This is a genomic window from Laspinema palackyanum D2c, assembly GCF_025370875.1.
Lineage (GTDB): Bacteria > Cyanobacteriota > Cyanobacteriia > Cyanobacteriales > Laspinemataceae > Laspinema > Laspinema palackyanum.
The window spans coordinates 66,563-84,250 of record NZ_JAMXFD010000010.1 but is presented as its reverse complement, the minus strand read 5'-3'; the positions used below and the strand labels follow the sequence as shown (position 1 = coordinate 84,250).

Annotated in this window: 15 protein-coding genes; 9 read left to right on the top strand and 6 right to left on the bottom strand. The window is 48.7% G+C overall.

Annotation, left to right across the window (positions count from 1 at the left end; translation table 11 throughout):
• Positions 1-50 precede the first annotated feature (50 nt).
• The 3 genes from aroC to NG795_RS14030 all read left to right on the top strand — a co-directional run bounded on the left by aroC (position 51) and on the right by NG795_RS14030 (position 4,507).
• On the top strand, positions 51-1,163 hold the full coding sequence (aroC, locus tag NG795_RS14040; RefSeq protein ID WP_367289292.1) for a chorismate synthase: 1,113 nt from the start codon (positions 51-53) through the stop codon (positions 1,161-1,163).
• Between the two features lie 130 nt (positions 1,164-1,293).
• Positions 1,294-2,166: an MBL fold metallo-hydrolase gene (locus tag NG795_RS14035; protein WP_367289291.1), complete on the top strand. Its 873-nt coding sequence runs from the start codon at positions 1,294-1,296 to the stop codon at positions 2,164-2,166.
• Positions 2,167-2,617: 451 nt separating this feature from the next.
• Positions 2,618-4,507, top strand: a complete 1,890-nt coding sequence (locus tag NG795_RS14030; RefSeq protein ID WP_367289290.1) for a M48 family metalloprotease — start codon at positions 2,618-2,620, stop codon at positions 4,505-4,507.
• Positions 4,508-4,939: 432 nt separating this feature from the next.
• On the opposite strand, the gene NG795_RS14025 is transcribed toward NG795_RS14030, so the two are convergent.
• From NG795_RS14025 to NG795_RS14015, 3 genes are all read right to left on the bottom strand, one after another.
• Positions 4,940-5,476 carry a hypothetical protein gene (locus NG795_RS14025; RefSeq protein WP_367289289.1) on the bottom strand — a complete coding sequence of 179 codons (537 nt, stop codon included), beginning with the start codon at positions 5,474-5,476 and terminating at the stop codon, positions 4,940-4,942.
• Between the two features lie 232 nt (positions 5,477-5,708).
• The gene (locus NG795_RS14020) at positions 5,709-6,401 is read right to left on the bottom strand and encodes an ATP-dependent Zn protease (RefSeq protein ID WP_367289288.1); all 693 of its coding nucleotides are present in this window, start codon (positions 6,399-6,401) and stop codon (positions 5,709-5,711) included.
• 63 nt (positions 6,402-6,464) lie between these two features.
• A complete protein-coding gene (locus NG795_RS14015) occupies positions 6,465-7,298 on the bottom strand; it encodes a M15 family metallopeptidase (protein ID WP_367289362.1) in 834 nt (277 codons plus the stop codon).
• A 502-nt stretch (positions 7,299-7,800) separates the two neighbouring features.
• Here NG795_RS14015 and NG795_RS14010 point away from each other — a divergent pair.
• Entirely contained in the window at positions 7,801-8,772 is a 972-nt protein-coding gene (locus NG795_RS14010; RefSeq protein ID WP_367289287.1) for an AEC family transporter, read from the top strand.
• A gap of 127 nt (positions 8,773-8,899) precedes the next feature.
• On the opposite strand, the gene NG795_RS14005 is transcribed toward NG795_RS14010, so the two are convergent.
• Positions 8,900-9,421 carry a phosphoribosyltransferase gene (locus NG795_RS14005; RefSeq protein WP_367289286.1) on the bottom strand — a complete coding sequence of 174 codons (522 nt, stop codon included), beginning with the start codon at positions 9,419-9,421 and terminating at the stop codon, positions 8,900-8,902.
• A gap of 199 nt (positions 9,422-9,620) precedes the next feature.
• Between NG795_RS14005 and NG795_RS14000 the strand changes: the two genes are divergently transcribed.
• The gene (locus NG795_RS14000; protein WP_367289285.1) at positions 9,621-11,054 is read left to right on the top strand and encodes an MFS transporter; all 1,434 of its coding nucleotides are present in this window, start codon (positions 9,621-9,623) and stop codon (positions 11,052-11,054) included.
• Positions 11,055-11,178: 124 nt separating this feature from the next.
• Positions 11,179-11,856 carry a HEAT repeat domain-containing protein gene (locus NG795_RS13995; protein ID WP_367289284.1) on the top strand — a complete coding sequence of 226 codons (678 nt, stop codon included), beginning with the start codon at positions 11,179-11,181 and terminating at the stop codon, positions 11,854-11,856.
• Positions 11,857-11,988: 132 nt separating this feature from the next.
• Here NG795_RS13995 and NG795_RS13990 read toward each other — a convergent pair whose 3' ends face one another.
• Positions 11,989-13,155, bottom strand: coding sequence for a hypothetical protein (locus NG795_RS13990; RefSeq protein ID WP_367289283.1), 1,167 nt, complete (start codon positions 13,153-13,155; stop codon positions 11,989-11,991).
• 381 nt (positions 13,156-13,536) lie between these two features.
• On the opposite strand from NG795_RS13990, the gene NG795_RS13985 reads away from it, so the two are divergent.
• Both NG795_RS13985 and NG795_RS13980 read left to right on the top strand, forming a co-directional pair.
• Entirely contained in the window at positions 13,537-13,716 is a 180-nt protein-coding gene (locus NG795_RS13985; protein ID WP_367289282.1) for a ribbon-helix-helix domain-containing protein, read from the top strand.
• A gap of 671 nt (positions 13,717-14,387) precedes the next feature.
• Positions 14,388-16,436, top strand: coding sequence for a DICT sensory domain-containing protein (locus tag NG795_RS13980; RefSeq protein WP_367289281.1), 2,049 nt, complete (start codon positions 14,388-14,390; stop codon positions 16,434-16,436).
• Between the two features lie 80 nt (positions 16,437-16,516).
• Here the strand turns inward: NG795_RS13980 and NG795_RS13975 are convergent, their stop codons facing one another.
• Positions 16,517-16,672, bottom strand: a complete 156-nt coding sequence (locus NG795_RS13975) for a hypothetical protein (RefSeq protein ID WP_367289280.1) — start codon at positions 16,670-16,672, stop codon at positions 16,517-16,519.
• A gap of 218 nt (positions 16,673-16,890) precedes the next feature.
• Between NG795_RS13975 and NG795_RS13970 the strand changes: the two genes are divergently transcribed.
• Positions 16,891-17,319: a photosystem I reaction center subunit II PsaD gene (locus tag NG795_RS13970; protein ID WP_367289279.1), complete on the top strand. Its 429-nt coding sequence runs from the start codon at positions 16,891-16,893 to the stop codon at positions 17,317-17,319.
• Positions 17,320-17,688 lie beyond the last annotated feature (369 nt).

The window sequence follows — 17,688 nt, the reverse complement described above, 5'->3', positions numbered from 1 at the left end:
GGTGCAGTTTCGGATAAAATACAAGTTCTAACGCTGTTTGAGCATCAATCATGGGAAACACTTTCGGGCATCTGTTTCGAGTCACCACCTTTGGAGAATCCCACGGTGGGGGTGTAGGGGTCGTTATTGATGGATGCCCACCCCAACTCGATATTAGCGAAGCAGAAATTCAAGTTGAACTAGACCGGCGCAGACCGGGACAGAGTAAAATTACCACACCGCGCAAAGAATTAGACACCTGCGAAATCGTCTCTGGGGTTTTTGAGGGGAAAACTTTAGGGACACCGATTAGTATCTTGGTGCGAAACAAGGATGTCCGGTCCCAGGATTATAACGAGATGACGGACACTTACCGTCCCTCTCATGCCGATGCCACCTATGATGCCAAATATGGGATCCGCAACTGGCAAGGGGGAGGGCGATCGTCAGCGCGGGAGACGATTGGCAGAGTCGCCGCAGGTGCGATCGCCAAGAAAATCCTCCACCAAGTCGCCGGAGTCGAAATCATCGGCTATGTCAAGCGCATCAAAGACTTAGAAGGCATCATCGACCCCAACCAAGTCACCCTCGCTCAAGTCGAGAGCAACATCGTCCGATGTCCTGATTCCGAATGTGCCGATCGCATGATTGAACTCATCGAACGCATTGGCAGAGAAGGGGATTCTACCGGCGGCGTCGTCGAATGCGTAGCGCGTCACGTTCCCAAAGGGTTGGGAATGCCCGTATTTGATAAACTCGAAGCCGATCTCGCCAAAGGGGTGATGTCTCTGCCTGCGAGTAAAGGATTTGAAATCGGGTCCGGATTTGCCGGGACCCTGATGAGAGGTAGTGAACATAATGACGAATTTTATACCGATGAGCAGGGCGAGATTCGCACCCGCACCAATCGTTCTGGCGGAATTCAAGGGGGAATTTCCAACGGAGAAAATATTATTATTCGAGTTGCCTTTAAACCAACTGCTACAATTCGCAAAGAACAGCGAACCGTAAACAGCTTAGGCGAAGAAACCATCTTAGCAGCTAAAGGACGGCATGACCCCTGTGTGTTACCCAGAGCCGTGCCAATGGTAGAAGCAATGATGGCTTTAGTGCTTTGCGATCATCTTTTACGCCATCAGGGTCAAACCGGCACATTCAGACCAAAACCGGGTCAAGCAGGGTAATATTTACCCTCTTTAACGGGTTAGATTGAGACATCGAGGCATCGGGCGATCGTCATCCCTTTCCCCGGTCCCATCGTTGACACAGTTAAGCTAGTTCCACTTGTTCAAATACACAACCGTAAGAGCCTGTATGGAAACGAACCCTTCCTCTGAGTTTGTTGTCCAATTCTGGGGCGTTCGAGGCAGTATTCCGACCCCCGGAAAGGACACTGTTCGCTATGGCGGTAATACCTCCTGTGTGGAAATGCGAATTGGTGGAAAACGCCTGATTTTTGATGCGGGTACGGGATTGCAGGTTTTAGGACAAACCTTGCAAAAAGAAATGCCTATAGAAGCCTATATGTTTTTCACCCACTACCACTGGGATCACATCCAGGGCTTTCCCTTTTTTACCCCCGCCTTTATTCGCGGCAATAGTCTACATATTCATGGCTCAGTTCCCCTAGATGCCGTATCTATGGAACAGCATTTTGTCGAAAGAATTCTCCATCCCAATTCCCCGGTTCCCCTAGAAGGAATGCAGGCGAATTTGAAATTTTCACAAATGGTCTGTGGTGAACCGTTTCATGTGGATGATATCTACTTTGAAACCGGACCCTTAAATCATCCCAATAGTGCAATGGGGTATCGCGTCACCTATAAGGATCATACAGTCTTTTACTGTACCGATACCGAACATTTTCCCGATCGCATGGATGAAACAGTTCTACACATGGCACGCAATGCAGATTTATTGATTTACGATGCCATGTACAGTGATGATGAATATAATAATCCCAAATCCCCCAAACATGGCTGGGGACATTCCACCTGGCAGGAAGCCGTCAAAGTCGCTAAAGCCGCTGGGGTGAAAAAACTGGTCATTTTCCACCACGACCCCAGTCACAATGATGCATTTCTCGATAAATTGGATGGGGAAGTTAAAGAAGCATTTCCCAACTCAGTTCTTGCGCGCGAAGGATTAGTTTTAGATGTCTGTGAATCCGTTCTAGCTGCGGTCTAAAACCCCGGTTTACCTAGATAGAAGGCGCGTCCATTTGTGCTTCTCTAGTCTCCCTTGACCCATTCACAACAAATATTTGGCATTTTGACAACAATTCCCTCTCTATTTTAGGCGAGGGAATTTTATTAAACAAAGGCCCAACCCCCCTATCTAAACCGGGTGCAGCTACAAGAATTAAACTAAACTATAGCGGAGGGAAATAAAGGGTTTTAAATAGACTTTTAAACCTGTTGTTGTATCAACTAATACCAATCTAACTTCACTCAATCCTGAGCAGGTAATCCGCTTTTTCACCCCAGGGATATCCCCCTGCAATTGAGGCGAATTAAAATAAAATTATCACCCTTTTGCCCGTTCCTAAATTTTATCTCTACAATAGGGAGCAGTATCGCCGCGAAACTCCACCCCTGCTTTAACAGTCTTCCCTCAAAATCCACCCTAGGTTGCTAAGATGAAACTCCTCTGGAATTCCTGGCTCGTTACCCTTAGCTGGGTACTCCCCATTGCAACACCTGCACTTGCGGAATTACCCCTTCCATCCCCTTCCCGATTAGCGCAAGCGAACACCGAAACCCGATCCACCTTACCCACCAGCGAACCGACCCCCGAAACCGCATCGGAGGAACCCCCACTGGTAGAAGAGGACTCGGAATCTCCTCCCCCTGAAACCTCAGACGAAGCAGAGGACCTGCCACAGGAGGAAGAGGACCCAGAATCGCCCAATGCCGACACCTCAGACGAGGCAAAGGAGACATCGGAAGCAGAATCCACGTTAGATCCAGAACAAGCGGCAAAACAAGCAGAAAGACGCCGCCATTTGGAACGGTTGGCAGAAGCCGATCGCCTGTTTGTCGCCGGAGACATTGCCGCAGCAGAGGCTATTTATCAGGAAGTCAAACCGCCTTTTTCCAGCAATCGGCAGCAAGCGGCAATTTCTACCCTCCCCGAACCCCTGACGGATCCCGAACAACTCTCCCCCGCCTCGCGGGTGTACTGGCGCGAAGCACAAGCGGGATGGGAAAGTCAACTAGAATCTCGCATCTTTGTTCCCCTAGAATTCCTCGTAGAAGCTTCCCCCGAATTTCTACCGGGACATTTATTACTCGCCGAAGCTTACACGACTTACGCAGAACCGCAAAAAACTGTGGAAGTCTTAGAAAGAGCAACTACTTTTTATCCCAATAGTCCGGAATTGTTGCGGGTAAAAATTGAAGCTCTTGCTGCAACAGAACAATGGCTAGAAGCCTCGATCGCCGCCCGTCAATTTGCTCTACTTAACCCCGATCATCCCGATGCTGAAGAATTTGCCACTTTAGCCGAAGATAACTTCAGTAAATTTCGCGGATACATTCGGAAAGTGATCGCGGGAAATGCGATCGGGAATGTTGTAACCGGGGCGATCGGTGTTGCCTTAACCGGCAATCCTCTCGGTGCATTGTCTGCCGTTGAAACCTTAGTCATGTTAGCCCGAGGAGAATCTGCGATCGGCAGAAGTATCGCCAATCAAGCCGTTGAACAGTTAGAAATGGTTGAAGATGAACAAATCGTCGCCTACGTTCAAGAACTTGGCGCAAAACTCTCCAAACTCTCGGGACGGGATGATTTCGAGTATGAATTTTATGTAATTAAAGATAAAAATCTCAACGCCTTTGCACTTCCCGGTGGTAAAATATTCGTCAATGCCGGAGCTATTCTCCACAGTGACACCGAAGCCCAATTAGCCGGATTAATCACCCATGAACTTGCTCATGCAGTCCTGTCTCACGGCTTTCAAATGGTCACTCATGGCAACTTAATCAGTAACATGGCACGATATGTCCCCTTCGGAGGGACATTAGCCAATCTCCTAGTCCTAGATTACAGCCGGGATATGGAACAACAAGCGGATGTACTCGGAACCCGATTACTCACCTCTGCCGGTTATTCTGCCGATGGATTGCGAAATCTCATGGTGAAACTGAAAGAACAATATGGGGAAGGAAGTTCCTTTTGGAAATTCATGTCTTCTCACCCCCCCACAAAAGAACGAATTGCCGATCTCGAAACCCTAATTGAACGGGGAGGTTATAATCGCTTCGCCTATGAAGGGGTAGAAAGACATCAAGAAATGCGTCAGCGTGTGGCTCAATTGCTCAGAGAAGAACTCTCCGAGGAAGATTTAGTCAAGCTGGATATAGAATTAGAGGAGGTTGAAAGTGAAGAAACTGAAGGGGAAGAGTTAGAGTCGGATGAGGATGAAGTGAACCCGGAAGGGGAAGAGTCAGACTCTGATGATGATAAAGCAAACCCGGAAGAGGAAAAATTAGACTCTGATGAGGAAGAGGAACCAGAGGCGGAATAAGGATAAATTTTCTTAGTTCGTAGTAACGACTTCAGTCGTTATCTTTCCCAGTTCGTAGTAACGACTCCAGTCGTTATCTTCTCTTATGTTCGTAGTAACGACTTCAGTCGTTTCTTGGGCTGATCGTGAGTTTCATAGCACAAGGGTATTAAATAATGCATCTCATTCCTGTGTAGATATAGAATACAGCGAGTGGGAGCATCTTGCTCCCTATTTGTTGTAGCATAGGCAAGGATAATTTTTAAAAAAATTGTTCTTAATAGTGGTTTCCGGAAGAACGACTGAAGTCGTTACTACGAACGGAGATAAGATAACGACTGAAGTCGTTACTACGAACATAAGAGAAGATAACGACTGAAGTCGTTACTACGAACTGGGAAAGATAACGACTGAAGTCGTTACTACGAACTGGGAAACTCCCTTTTTCTTAAATTAACGAACAGGTTGGAAACCTTCTACAAAATTCAGCCAACTGTCGATTTTATTTCCTTCAATTTTTAAAATTGGCACTTGTACGGTGTTGGTCACTCTACCCGTTAAGCGAGGTCCAAATCGGGTAATCGTTGTAGGTTCAGATCTACCTAAACCGTAAGCTTGCCGAATATCATCCGCCAAAGCGCAAGTAATATCAAATCCTCCCATATCTATCGAACCATTTCCTGCTTTGTAATGCCAAAATATGAAACCTTCCCGCGACCCTCTACACTCCCAAATGGTCACTTCAAACATTTTAGCAAGGTGGAGTTCATATCGACGTAAGCGGCTATCATTGCCATAGACTGGAGTGCTTGTATCCGTATCTGGGACAATTAACTCGGCAGAACCGCCGTGATATTCACTCCCGACACCCATGCTAAATATACTGGTAATGGGAAAATCTTGAGCCAATCCCAAAGGGGCGATCGCCATCAGTGCAGCAGTCAGTGTCACCGGGTTTAGGAATGTGGCAATTTTCCAGGATTTCTTCATCGGTTTGCCTCGAATGAAATAAAGCAGCTACTCCCGGTGCGAGATCTCCATTGGTCAAGGTTTCGCACGGCAGCAGGCGTTCTAAGGTGGAAAGCCTTTTTCAACGTTGCCCAATGGCAATATATCATAACTTGACTAGCCCATAGGCCGGAAGTCAAGAAAAATTGATAAAACTTGATAAGTCGAAAAAATGGATATTAATGCTATTTTACAACTTGATTTTTCTTCTGAGTTATTCGGACTTGATGGGAATCCGACTGTCTAAAATTTGATAACATTCACTCACCGCTAGTCGCTGTTCCATTGCGGTGACTAAGGCTTGATAGGCATCTAAATGAGATTCTATGAGGGTTTTAGCTTGCAAAATTGCCCACCGTTCTTTGAGTTGAGCATCGGTGGAAGATTTGCGGTTTTGGGCCAAAATTGCTTTTAATTTGGTTCTATCTTCTGCACCGCCTTCGGCGCGCTCATACGTTAAGGTTTCAGCGGCAATCCCTGCCATCCAGACGATGCAGTAGCGGTCAAATAATTGGGCTGAGAGGCTGCCTTGTTGGAGTTCGCTGAGGAGTTCTTGATCATCAAATTGCACGCCACCGCCAGCGGATTGGCCTTGTTTAAAGGCTTCCCAGGCATTTAAGGCATAGCTGGTGATGGGAATTTCTAATAAGTAGGCGACTAAAAAATGTCCGGCTTCATGACGCACAACGCGCGATCGATGATCTTCGGACAGTCCAGCAAAAACATCAACGATGAGGTTTGCACCTTTTCCTTGCCAACCGAGAGTATCTAGGGTGAAAAATCCTAATAGACTGGCGGTGGCGATCGCCCCAATCAGAGGAGATAGCTCTATGATAGGTCCAAGCAATACGGAAAGGGTCATCAAAAAAACCGAAATTGCCACCAGATTAAGCGCGGTTTGACTCATGATTTAAGGGTCAAGATGGGGAGGAGCAACAGTTTAGGAACATGAAAGCAACGGAAAATTCAGTTAGGGTTGAGTCTCTTGGACTTCTTGGACTTCCTGGGTTCGGGCTTTATAGAAAGTTTCCAGACTGTGGCGATCGCCGACAAATCTCCAATGCCAGGGTTCATAACTCACCCCTTGGGAATTTCCTTTGGGAAAGGATATCTCAAAACTATAATAGGCCGCATTCTCTTTCATCCATTGGAAAGCGGGGGTATTTTCAAAGCTCGGACTCAAATCCGTCGCCGGAACATTGGCATCGCCAATATCAACCGCATAACCCGTATGATGTTCGCTGTACCCGGGAGGTGCGCTGACTTCGGCGCGTTCCATAGCCACCTGTCCCCGTTGCGCTTTCACCTCAAAAAACAGATATTTTTGGTCTTCCTCGCTGCGAAATCCAGAAATCGGCACCAGAGAAACCCCTTGCGATTGCGCCGCCTCTTTCATGTCCAAAAACGCTCTCGCTGCTGCTTGACGCATCAGGATTCTACCATCACTGGAAATTGGTTGAAGGTCTTCGGGAGGGGCTTCTTGATAGGGGAGGTGACCCAGTAACGTCTCTGTTTTTGTGGGGTTTGGGTCCGCAGGGGCATTAGGGTCCGGGGCGTCAGTTTGCTCAGTTTGAGCCACCTCCGAGTTATTCAGGAGTCCGAGCGTTCCCCCCTGCCATGCGATCAGGACCCCTGCAACTAGGGCAACTGTCCCAGCAATCACGGCAATTACAATCCATTTGACCGATTTGGACCCCTGAACGGGAGAGACTTTCTCAGAGGTATCTCTAACCGCTTGAGGAATGTCCTCCCCCATAAATGTCGAGGTTTTCGACGCTTGTCCCGACACAGTTGCCTTATTCAATGACTCGACTCCTACAGATTGACTCGGATTGCCTAAACTATGATAATGAACGGCTGCGGAAGCGGTGATGGATCGGTGGACATGATCCTTCATGGGTTGAGCTTCCCTCTCCCCTACGGGCTTAAAAAAGCATTCTACCGAATCCTTGGAGATCGGGACCGACAAAGGACCATTTGTGATTTGTCATTTGTAAAGGGACCAGGGACCCGTGACTAGGGACCCGTGACCAACAACCCATGACCCGTGACCAACAACCCATGACAAAAATCCCCGGTTTAGCGTCAAGTGCTACGGACTCACCCCTTGGTTCTATGGCAATATTAATCCAAAATTGCTGCATGATGGACTCTTGATTTCACTGTTGAGAGTCGGTGCAAGCGGCGTTTGAATTGGGATGTGCTACGTCACCGTTATCCTGCCCATTGAGACGCAGTGAAACAACTCGTTTGAATCTGGGGATAACCCCCCAACTTAATGAAAACTAATCCTCCCTTAAATTATTATGCTCGTTCTGGGAAGTCAACTCCTAAAACTGTACCTCCAACTTGGGGGATTAGCGTTATTGGGATTTATTCTCGGTCGGCTGTTGCCTCCGAAAATCCCGCTCTATATCGGCAAATTTCTGTTTTGGATTGGTGTTCCCATCGGGGTGATTGCTTTCGTCCGTCGCTCGGATTTGTCGGGTTCGATCTGGTTAGCACCGGCGATCGCCTGGGTGGCGATTCTACTTGGAGTGGGACTGAGCTGGATTTGGCTCAGAAGTAAAACCAATCCCGGTTCTGCTTCCCGAGAGCAGGGACAATCATCCCAATGGTCTCATCTACCCACTCAAGGCAGTTTTGTCCTTTCCACAATGGTCGGTAATACTGGCTTTATTGGCTATCCCGTCGCCTTGGCATTAGTGGGAGAACAATATTTTGCCTGGGCACTATTTTACGATTTGTTGGGGACCGTCGTCGGCGCTTATGGTTTGGGTGCCATATTAGCTGCTCGATATGGAGAGGGGTCGAAAAGTTACAAACAGTTTATTCATGCCATTGTCTACAATCCCACCCTGTGGAGTTTAGGGTTTGGGTTATTGGTGCGTGATATCCCTTTACCCTCCCTATTGGAAAACGGTTTACAGCGGTTTGCTTGGAGTGCGATCGCCTTATCCCTGATTCTCTGTGGCATGAGACTGAGCCAATTACACTCCTGGAGTAGTCTCAAACCCGCCTCAGTCAGTCTCGTGATTAAAATGCTAATTGTACCCTTGTTCCTAGGCATTATCCTATCTTTTTGGGGACTCGATCGCCCTGCATTGCTGATTCTGGTATTACAAACGGCCATGCCGCCAGCCTTTGCCACCCTAGTCCTCGCGGAAACCTACAATCTCGATCGCGATTTAGCCGTAACTGCCTTGGGACTCGGTTCCGTTGGCTTATTAATTACCCTACCGATTTGGGTCTTAATGTTTGGCATTCCCACCATTTAAGCTAAAACTAACCCTGGTGAAATGTAGGGTCGAGAACGTAAATTGACCCTACATTTCCAGGGAATGCCTAAGTTCTAGCCCAGCCCCATTTCCCCGAATATTTTCGCCCTAAATTCGAGATTTGAGATTAACTTGCGATAGTTTGATAGCTGTGAGCCAGTTGCTCTGCGGTGATTTGTTCATACCCTTCAAACGGTTGATGAATCCAAGGATTATCCGTGAGGCCATCAACATAGTAATCGGGTTTAATCTCCGAACAAGCTTTATACCAGAGGACTGCGGTGCGAATCTCCTGGATTTGATTTTCATAATGGCAATTCAGCCAATGTTGGGTTTCTTTGAGAGAAATTCCCGTATCTACCAGGTCATCGACCAATAAAACATGAGGGCCGAGGGTATCGCCGATCGCCGTTAAGTGGCGGGCAATCTTCAACGCGCCTCGGTGTTGGCCGTCAGCACCCCCATAAGAGGCGGTGGACAAAATCCCTAACGGGCGATCGTAAATCCGGGCGAGGATATCCCCAACCCGCAGGCCGCCTTTGGCAATGCAAACGATCTGGTCAAAATGCCAATTGGACTGATAAATTTGGACCGCAAGCTGCTCTATTTTTTGGTGGTACTCGGCCCAACCGATATAAAGGTCACGCATGGGGGCAATTTTTCCAACAGTAGCAACAGGAAGCAGGAACAAAGGTAATAGATAAAATTAGCATAAAATTGACAAAGCGGATTGTATGCCACAATACAGAAAAGCGCCGATGAAATTTGTATCGTCACTGGCGCTTGTTGTCCTCCTCCAGCAATTGCAGTCATCCTGGCAGGCTCTTTCCCCGGAAAAAACAAAGTTCATGAATCACTCGTCCCCTTCCGATCCAGCTTCCGACAGATCCCAGCCCGAAAAACTCAGCCTCTCCACAAAGCTGGCTTATGGAGCTGGAGATATGGGGGCTGGGATCACCACAATTTTAATCTCGTTTAGCCTCTTGATATTTTTAACGGAGGTGGCGGGTTTAGACCCCGGATTGGCAGGAACAGTCCTGATGATCGGCAAAGTGTGGGATGCCATCAATGACCCGATGATCGGGATGTTGAGCGATCGCACCCGCTCTCGCTGGGGACGCAGGCGATCGTGGATGCTCTTTGGTTCCCTACCCTTTGGGCTGTCTTTTTTCCTACATTGGTTAGTCCCTCACTTCAGTGCTGACCCCCAGGTGAATCAGTGGGCCCTGTTCATCTATTACATCCTGGTCAGTATCTTTTTCCAAACCGCTTACACCGCAGTCAATCTCCCTTATACAGCCCTCACACCCGAACTCACTCAGGACTACAACGAACGCACCAGTCTCAACAGCTTTCGGTTTGCCTTCTCCATTGGGGGGAGTATCTTAGCTCTCATTTTGGGTGTGGTCTTGACTCAACGGATTCCTGACCTAAAACAGATGTATGTCATCCTAGGAGGCATTTGTTCGATTCTATCGGTATTCCCCCTCTATTGGTGCGTCTTCGGAACCCGAGAACGGTATCAAACCCCAGCAGAACCCACAAGTTTATCCTTGATTTCTCAGTTCAAAATTGCCCTGAGCAATCGTCCGTTTCAGTTTGTGAGTGGGATTTATCTTTTTTCCTGGTTAGCTCTCCAATTAACCACAACAATTATTCCCTATTTTGTCCTGAGTTGGATGCGGCGAGATTCATTCTTTGAGGTGGCCTTAATTGTGCAAGTGGTGGCGATTATTATGCTATTTGTCTGGAGCGCAATTAGCAAAATTTGGGGGCGGAAAGCTGTTTATTTTCTGGGCATGGGGTTTTGGATTATTGCTCAAGCGGGACTCTTCTTTTTACCTCGCGATCGCATGGATTTGATGTTCTTCCTGGCGGTCCTAGCCGGTGTTGGCGTGGCAACAGCTTATCTCGTTCCTTGGTCCATGCTCACCGATGTGATTGATTTAGATGAATTAAATACCGGCCAACGTCGAGAAGGAATCTTCTATTCGTTTATGGTCTTTTTACAAAAACTGGGGTTAGGATTGGGGATTTTCTTCGTAGGACAAACTCTCAAATGGTCGGGTTTTATAGAATCCGCTGGAAGTACCACCATTCCCGAACAACCGGACTCGGCTTTGTTCGCTATTCGCATGGCGATCGGGCCTCTACCCACCCTGTTTTTAATCGGGGGTTTAATTTTGGCTTATTTTTACCCCCTCTCTCGGGAAGTTCATGCGGCGATTTTGTTGCAGCTTTATGAACGGAAGCACAAGGCTTCTGTTAAGGAGCCCGAATAAACCATGAGGTGACGATCGCCGGTTCGGAAATCCCTCCCTGAACAGGGCCAATTTTCTCCCGATCCTGCGGTCCTCGCTCTATAATAAAAAAGTGAATGTAAAGTTATGTAAATTTTCTGAATCTATGACCCTGTTAAGTTTAGAAGAAATAGCCGTCAAGTTGGACAGTGAGAATTCCGGCGATCGCATGGTGGGCTTGGCTTCCTTGCGGAACGTCCCCGCTGCGGATGCCTTCCCCTTTATCGAAAAACTCCTCAACGATGAGAACCTCCAAGTGCGATCGATGGCCGTCTTTGCCCTAGGCATTAAAGCCACCGCCCAATCCTTTCCAATTCTGGTCAAAATCCTCGAAGGCGAACCGGATTACAGCATTCGTGCCGGTGCAGCCGGGGCCCTGGGATATCTCGAAGACGAAAGAGCCTTGGAACCCCTAGTCCGCGCATTCTATGAAGATACCGATTGGCTGGTGCGCTTTAGTGCCGCAGTCTCCCTGGGAAATCTTAAGGACCTGCGGGCCCAGGATGTATTGCTCAGTGCCTTAGATAGCGATGAAATCGTCTTGCAACAAGCGGCGATCGCCGCCCTTGGGGAAATTAAATGTATTGAAGCCGTTGATCGCCTCTTGCGTTTCGTCCAGTCCAAAGATTGGCTGGTGCGTCAGCGCCTCGCCGAAGCCTTGGGACATCTCCCCAGTGACCAAAGCATCTCCGCCCTCAAATACATGGCAAAAGATAGTCATTTCCAAGTTTCTGAAGCAGCAACCTTCTCTCTGAAACGATTAGCTGATGCAACGACCCTTTAATGAGGGCGATCGCCAAATTAACCTCTCCCTAGAGCACCTCTTCCAGCAGTCGGACCCTAGAATTGAGGAGTGGGAGCATCTTGGTCCCTACTCCTCAAGTAGAGAAAGATGCTCCCACCCAAAACTCACCCCTTAAAAATGGCGAGAATTAGAGGAAGAATCCCCTTGAAAATCCTGAATAAAATGAGAGATAGCCGAGACTAAATTGGTGTACAGCATCCCATCGGAAGCCCGGTAACCTCGACCACTCCATCCGGGCAAATCCAGGGTCTCCGCCAACTGACCAAAGTCTGAGGCGATCGCCCAGGTTTCCTGTGCCTCGGACGGTTCCTCTGCGGCGACTTCCCCTTCCCCTTGACGATAGCGCTGGAGTTCTTCCTCTTGCTGGGCCACCTTTTGAGTCATCCGGTCCAACTTTTCCACCAAAGGCTGATAGGCTTTTTCTAAGTCCGCATTCACCACCTTAGCGGCTTCCTCATTAAAGGTATTTTCCCAGCTTTCTTGTTTAGACTGTTCCAAAGCTGCCTCTAAATCCGCAATGCGTTCATCCTTGAGTTGATTCTCCCGATGCAACTGAGCAATCCCTTCTAGTTCTGCTTGTTTTTGTTGCAATTCGGCGGCAAGTTCGGCATTTTTAGCTAAGAGTTCTTCCCGCCGTTGCTGTGCTGCAACGACTTCCGCTTTCGCCGCCAGCAATCCGGCATCTCGCGCCTTGCGAAATTCTGCCTGTACTCGGTCCTGGAGCTCTTTTTCTAACTGAATTCGCAAGGTGGCCAGTTCTTGGTCCTTTTTGGCGATCGCCTCGGCGATTTTTCGGTCTACCTCTTCTTGACTAAACTTGCGAGAGGAAGGTTTGCGGGCGATCGCCGGTTTGCCGGTGCGTTCCGTGCGGACCCGTTGTCTAATCATGGTGGCACTGGGGCGATCGCCGGAGGTTAAAATCTTTTCGGCGAGGCGATCGGACCCGCCACTGAGGGCCGCTAATGCAGAAATACTCCATCCCGCCATCTCGTCAATCCGGTGGGGAATCCGCTGCACCAGTTCCGCCACTTTGATTAAATTTCCGGCGAGATATTCTGATCCATCAAAATAGCGATCGACCCAGACTTTAAATAAGACTTTTCCCAACCGTTGCTTCGTTTCCAGCAAATCGCACCCGTTCTCAATCTGCTGAATGGTCCCGGTTTTGATGCGATCGCGGATCCGGGACACCACCGCCTCCGCCTCTTCTACTACATTGGCGGGTAAATTTCCATAATCTAGGGGAGATGGGTTGATACCTTCCGTCGTCTGTGCCATAATTGTCCTTAATAGTTTAAGTTTAATAGTCCTTAACGGTTCTGGATTGTCCTTAGATTGTCCTTAACGGTTCTGGATTGTCCTTAACTGTTCTTAACTGTTCTTGTGCTTACGAGAATGGTCCTTGTGCGTTAAGAACCTCAGTGTGGTTAGACCTGAGAGTTTCAAATGATTTTGATCCCCTATCCGTGGCTTGAATAAGCGGTTAGGCTTAACATTTCCCCGCGTTCTGTCTTGCCGGACAGGGCGCGGTTTTTCCTTAATGGCTAGTTTATCACAACAGGGTACCTCACCGAAGCAGATTGGTTCCCTATTTGTCAAGTTAACGTCCATTGTAGCTCCCACGATGTATCATGAAACTGTTGACATCGAGACAAAACCGTGAGTAAACGAGTCCATGTAACCCTTCCCGATGCCGTCTATGATGCCCTCGAACGGTGGGCTGACAGTCAAGGACGGCCTGTGGCTAACTTGGCCGCATTTATTATTGAGAAAACTGTAGAAGGAGCCAATAACGATGGGAAAATTCCGCCTCCACCCTCATCACCGGCGAAAAATTAGCGGCAATTCTGAGTAAAGATTGGATTGCTTTGATCCCATCCGGAGCGTTGGCGGTTAATTATCAAGTTGCGCTCGGTTTTAGGGTTAGGGCGAGCGACTGGGGACGTTCCCTCGAAATCATCTGTGGGTCGGCATTGGTTTATCCGTTGACGTTCCTTGATTGGGTTTTTAATGGGTTGATTAAATATTAAATAGGTTGAATTTTCGGTAAGATTAACCGTTGAAGTGGTAGGGCAAATCTATCTATTCTCAATGAATTGTACTATTCCTCCCACTCCTTTGAAAAAAAATCTTTATTTAGAATTTAGAGTGGCTATAGAAGAGAAGAAACCACAGCAAGTCGTTACTCCAAATACAGAGGATATGAAATAACTCCTCTTGATTTTGTTCAGGGCTTGATCTATATTTTGGGGTTAAATTTGGGGTAAATGAAAGGAAATTGATGAGAATTTATACCTAATCTTGGGGAAGAAATTCTTAATTTTCAATCAACAATCTGAAATACAGCGTTTTTTTGGGGAATCTCGCAGCAGTTTGGCGGTAGTCGGCGCATGGTGCGATAACGTTGTTATAGGGAAAATATTACAGTTTCGGCAATAACGGGACCGCCTGAACATTGCCGTGCAGATTACAAATCGTTGTTGCCTACACTGGAAATAAAGACAAGATAAATGAGCATTCCTACTTCGGTGCTGGAAGAGTTGCTGCACGCCTTGCCCCTGCTGAGAACTCAAATTTATTTCAAGTCTTCTTTAACCGCACTATCCCATGCGATGGAAGATCAAGTCCTAGCGGGGGTGGAGCCAGCGTTGGTGATTGCCTGCTTCCAACGGGAGCGATTTTATCGTCAGGAAGCACACCGATATCGACGGATCAGCAACAAGACGGATCAAGTGTATGTCCTGGCGGCACCGGAGACGGAATTTCAAAATAGTTCACAGATCCAGGAGGCGATCGCCTTTGAACCGGATGATGGGTTAGCGAAAGAGTGGCACTTGGTGGTGCTTGCGCCGAACTATTCCACTTGTTTGGTTTGTCGTGAAAAAGAGGTAGTTCCGGTGAAGGCATCGGATCTGCCATCGATGGATCAATCCAGACGGTTTGAGGGAATTTGGACCTTTGACCGCCAGGTTTCGAGTACCGTGGCGCGGTTATTGTTAGAGCGAGTGCGGGTGTATCGGCCAGAGTTGGAGGAGAAGATCGAACGGGCGATCGCCACCTATCGATTGAGCGACACCGACAAGGCCCTGGAAGCAGCAGCGAGATTCCAGGATGTAGACCCCGGACCCTTTGTGCAACGGTTGGTCACTTACCTACAGGCGGGCCAACATAAATTGGTCAAAACCTATCGCTCAATGGCCGCGCAGGAGCGTCGGGAACGGTTAGTCAACTCCATTACCACCGCCATTCGTCAATCCCTGAATCCGGCGGATATTTTTCAAGTCGCCGTGCGAGAACTCGGCGGAGCCCTAGACGTTTGTCGGTGTTTAATTTATCGCTGCAAAGCTACGGATCAAGAAGCAGCGATCGCCTATGAATTTTTAGGGCGATCGGTCAAGTCCCTCACCGGAGAAGTTTGGCCCTTGCAGGAGAATCCCCTATTTCAGGAAGTCGTCGCCTCTGGGGAACGAGTCGCCGTTGAAAACAGCAGCACAGATACCCGGATTACCGGATCTAAGCGCTTGAGGACCTTAGTCCAGGAGTGGGAAATTGAATCCTGGTTAATGGTGCCCGTGCTGTATCAGAATCAACTCGTGGGAATGGTCGAATTGCACCACTGTGGCTGTGAGTACAGAGAGTGGGATGCAGAGGAACTGACAATGGTAGAGGCGATCGCCACCCAAGTTGGGGTCGCCACCCTGCAAGCGGAAGCTTATGCCAACCTAGAAGACTTGAACGAACAACTCGCCGCCCTCGATCGCACCCGCAGCAACCTAATTGCCATTACCGGACATGAACTGCGCACCCCCCTCTCCACCATTCAAGTCTGCCTAGAAAGTCTCGCCTCCGACCCCGATATGCCTCCGGAACTGCGGCAAGTCATGCTCAGTACCGCCCTAGACGATGCCGAAAGAATGCGGACCCTCGTGCAAGATTTCTTGACCCTATCGCGCCTAGAAAGCGGACGAGTGGAATGGAACACCGAAGTTCTACCCTTGCACGAATGCCTATCCTTAGCCATCAGTAGCGTTCGCACCCGAGCCAACAGTGAAGCAGGAGCCTTACCCACCTTGAGCCTAGAAGTGCCCGAGGATTTGCCCTTGGTGCGTGCCGATGGGGAGTGGTTGGTGGAGGTGCTCTCGAAACTGATTGATAATGCTTGTAAATTTACGCCTTCCGGGGGAAAAGTGACCATTTTGGCCCAACCCCTCGGAGATCGGGAACTGGAGGTCAAAGTGGCGGATACGGGACGAGGGATTAGCAGCGATCGCCTCGAAACCGTCTTTGATCGCTTTTACCAAGAAGAAGGAGCATTGCGTCGTTCCACCGGAGGCACGGGCCTAGGATTAGCCATCTGTCGGCAAATCGTCACCGGCTGGGGAGGGCAAATTTGGGCTAAATCTGGGGGGAAAGATTGCGGCAGTCAGTTTCATTTCACCATCCCGATCGCCACCGACAGCAGTTCCGAAGTCACCCCCAACCCCCGCAGTAAAAGCAAATCTCCAAAAGGCGATCGGTCCTCCGGCAGTTCCCGCAATCGCCGGACACCGATTCGGTAGCAAGGGAGGATGGTTTTCATGTTTGTAGTAACGACTTGAGTCGTTTCTTCATGTTTGTAGTAACGACTTCAGTCGTTTCTTCATGTTCGTAGTAACGACTTCAGTCGTTTCTTCATGTTCGTAGTAACGACTTCAGTCGTTTCCGCGTTACGAAAGCGATCGCCAAGTAACGCCCCTTGAGAGGCGATCGTTCCAGTCCCCAAACAGGCGCTTAAGCCGCTCATGGTGCGTGTCATGGCGTCCGCCATGACACGCGGAAACGACTGAAGTCGTTACTACGAACATGGACCCCATCTCCCCCAACCTCCCCAAACCTGACCGACAGATCACCAATAACCAACACAAAACGACCCAAATCTAAAGAACTGTTACAGATCCTTACGAAATCTGTAGGAGCAGGCGATGTCAGTGGTACGATGCCCTAAAAATTGTTTCAAAATATCCGGAGTAAGATATGGCAGAAACCTTGAAAGGACAAGCCCCAAAATTTGGGGGCAGCACTGGCGGTTTGCTCAGCAAAGCGCTCGTGGAAGAAAAATACGCAATCACCTGGACCTCTTCCAAAGAGCAAGTGTTTGAAATGCCTAGCGGTGGCGCTGCTGTGATGAACGCAGGGGAAAACCTCCTCTACCTGCCTCGCAAAGAGCATTGCCTCGCATTGGGGACCCAGTTCCGGACCAAGTTCAAGCCCAAAATCGAAGACTATAAGATTTACCGGGTTTATGCCAATGGTGAAACCGAGTATCTCCATCCGAAAGATGGTGTCTTCCCTGAAAAAGTGAACGAAGGTCGTGCTTACTACGGCAAGAACGATCGCAAGATTGGCGACAACCCCCAACCTGCGAAAATCAAGTTCAGCGGTAAGAAGCCTTACGATCCGTAAACACCAGGCACTTGGGGGCGATCGCACAGGAAGAACCAGCCTCGTGCCGTGAGTTCCGAGTCAGGGTCCCCTAACATTTGAGGTCACCCGACTTGCGATCGCCCGCAATGTTTGTGTAACGTTTTTTCATCTGAAATTTCAATGGCTAATTGCTAATTGCTCAAAGTTTTTTGGCAATGAGCAGTTAGCCATTGTTTTGGGAATATAAAAAAGAGCAGATGGGTAAGAGATGTTTGTAGTAACGACTTCAGTCGTTACCGCGTGACTTGGCATCCGGCCAAGTCACGCCCCTTTGTAGGGCATCCAGTCCCCAAACAGGCACTTAAGCCCAAAAAGTTGCCTGTCATGGCGATCGCCATGACAGGCGGT

What these genes read in the sequence shown, in the direction of transcription:
- NG795_RS14030 (WP_367289290.1), top strand. Translation starts at nt 2,618, where the DNA reads ATGAAACTCCTCTGGAATTCCTGGCTCGTTACCCTTAGCTGGGTACTC.
- NG795_RS13980 (WP_367289281.1), top strand. Translation starts at nt 14,388, where the DNA reads ATGAGCATTCCTACTTCGGTGCTGGAAGAGTTGCTGCACGCCTTGCCC.
- NG795_RS13970 (WP_367289279.1), top strand. Translation starts at nt 16,891, where the DNA reads ATGGCAGAAACCTTGAAAGGACAAGCCCCAAAATTTGGGGGCAGCACT.
- NG795_RS13975 (WP_367289280.1), bottom strand. Translation starts at nt 16,672, where the DNA reads ATGACACGCACCATGAGCGGCTTAAGCGCCTGTTTGGGGACTGGAACG.
- NG795_RS14005 (WP_367289286.1), bottom strand. Translation starts at nt 9,421, where the DNA reads ATGCGTGACCTTTATATCGGTTGGGCCGAGTACCACCAAAAAATAGAG.
- NG795_RS14000 (WP_367289285.1), top strand. Translation starts at nt 9,621, where the DNA reads ATGAATCACTCGTCCCCTTCCGATCCAGCTTCCGACAGATCCCAGCCC.
- NG795_RS13990 (WP_367289283.1), bottom strand. Translation starts at nt 13,155, where the DNA reads ATGGCACAGACGACGGAAGGTATCAACCCATCTCCCCTAGATTATGGA.
- NG795_RS14020 (WP_367289288.1), bottom strand. Translation starts at nt 6,401, where the DNA reads ATGAGTCAAACCGCGCTTAATCTGGTGGCAATTTCGGTTTTTTTGATG.
- NG795_RS14025 (WP_367289289.1), bottom strand. Translation starts at nt 5,476, where the DNA reads ATGAAGAAATCCTGGAAAATTGCCACATTCCTAAACCCGGTGACACTG.
- NG795_RS13995 (WP_367289284.1), top strand. Translation starts at nt 11,179, where the DNA reads ATGACCCTGTTAAGTTTAGAAGAAATAGCCGTCAAGTTGGACAGTGAG.
- NG795_RS14035 (WP_367289291.1), top strand. Translation starts at nt 1,294, where the DNA reads ATGGAAACGAACCCTTCCTCTGAGTTTGTTGTCCAATTCTGGGGCGTT.
- NG795_RS14010 (WP_367289287.1), top strand. Translation starts at nt 7,801, where the DNA reads ATGCTCGTTCTGGGAAGTCAACTCCTAAAACTGTACCTCCAACTTGGG.
- aroC (WP_367289292.1), top strand. Translation starts at nt 51, where the DNA reads ATGGGAAACACTTTCGGGCATCTGTTTCGAGTCACCACCTTTGGAGAA.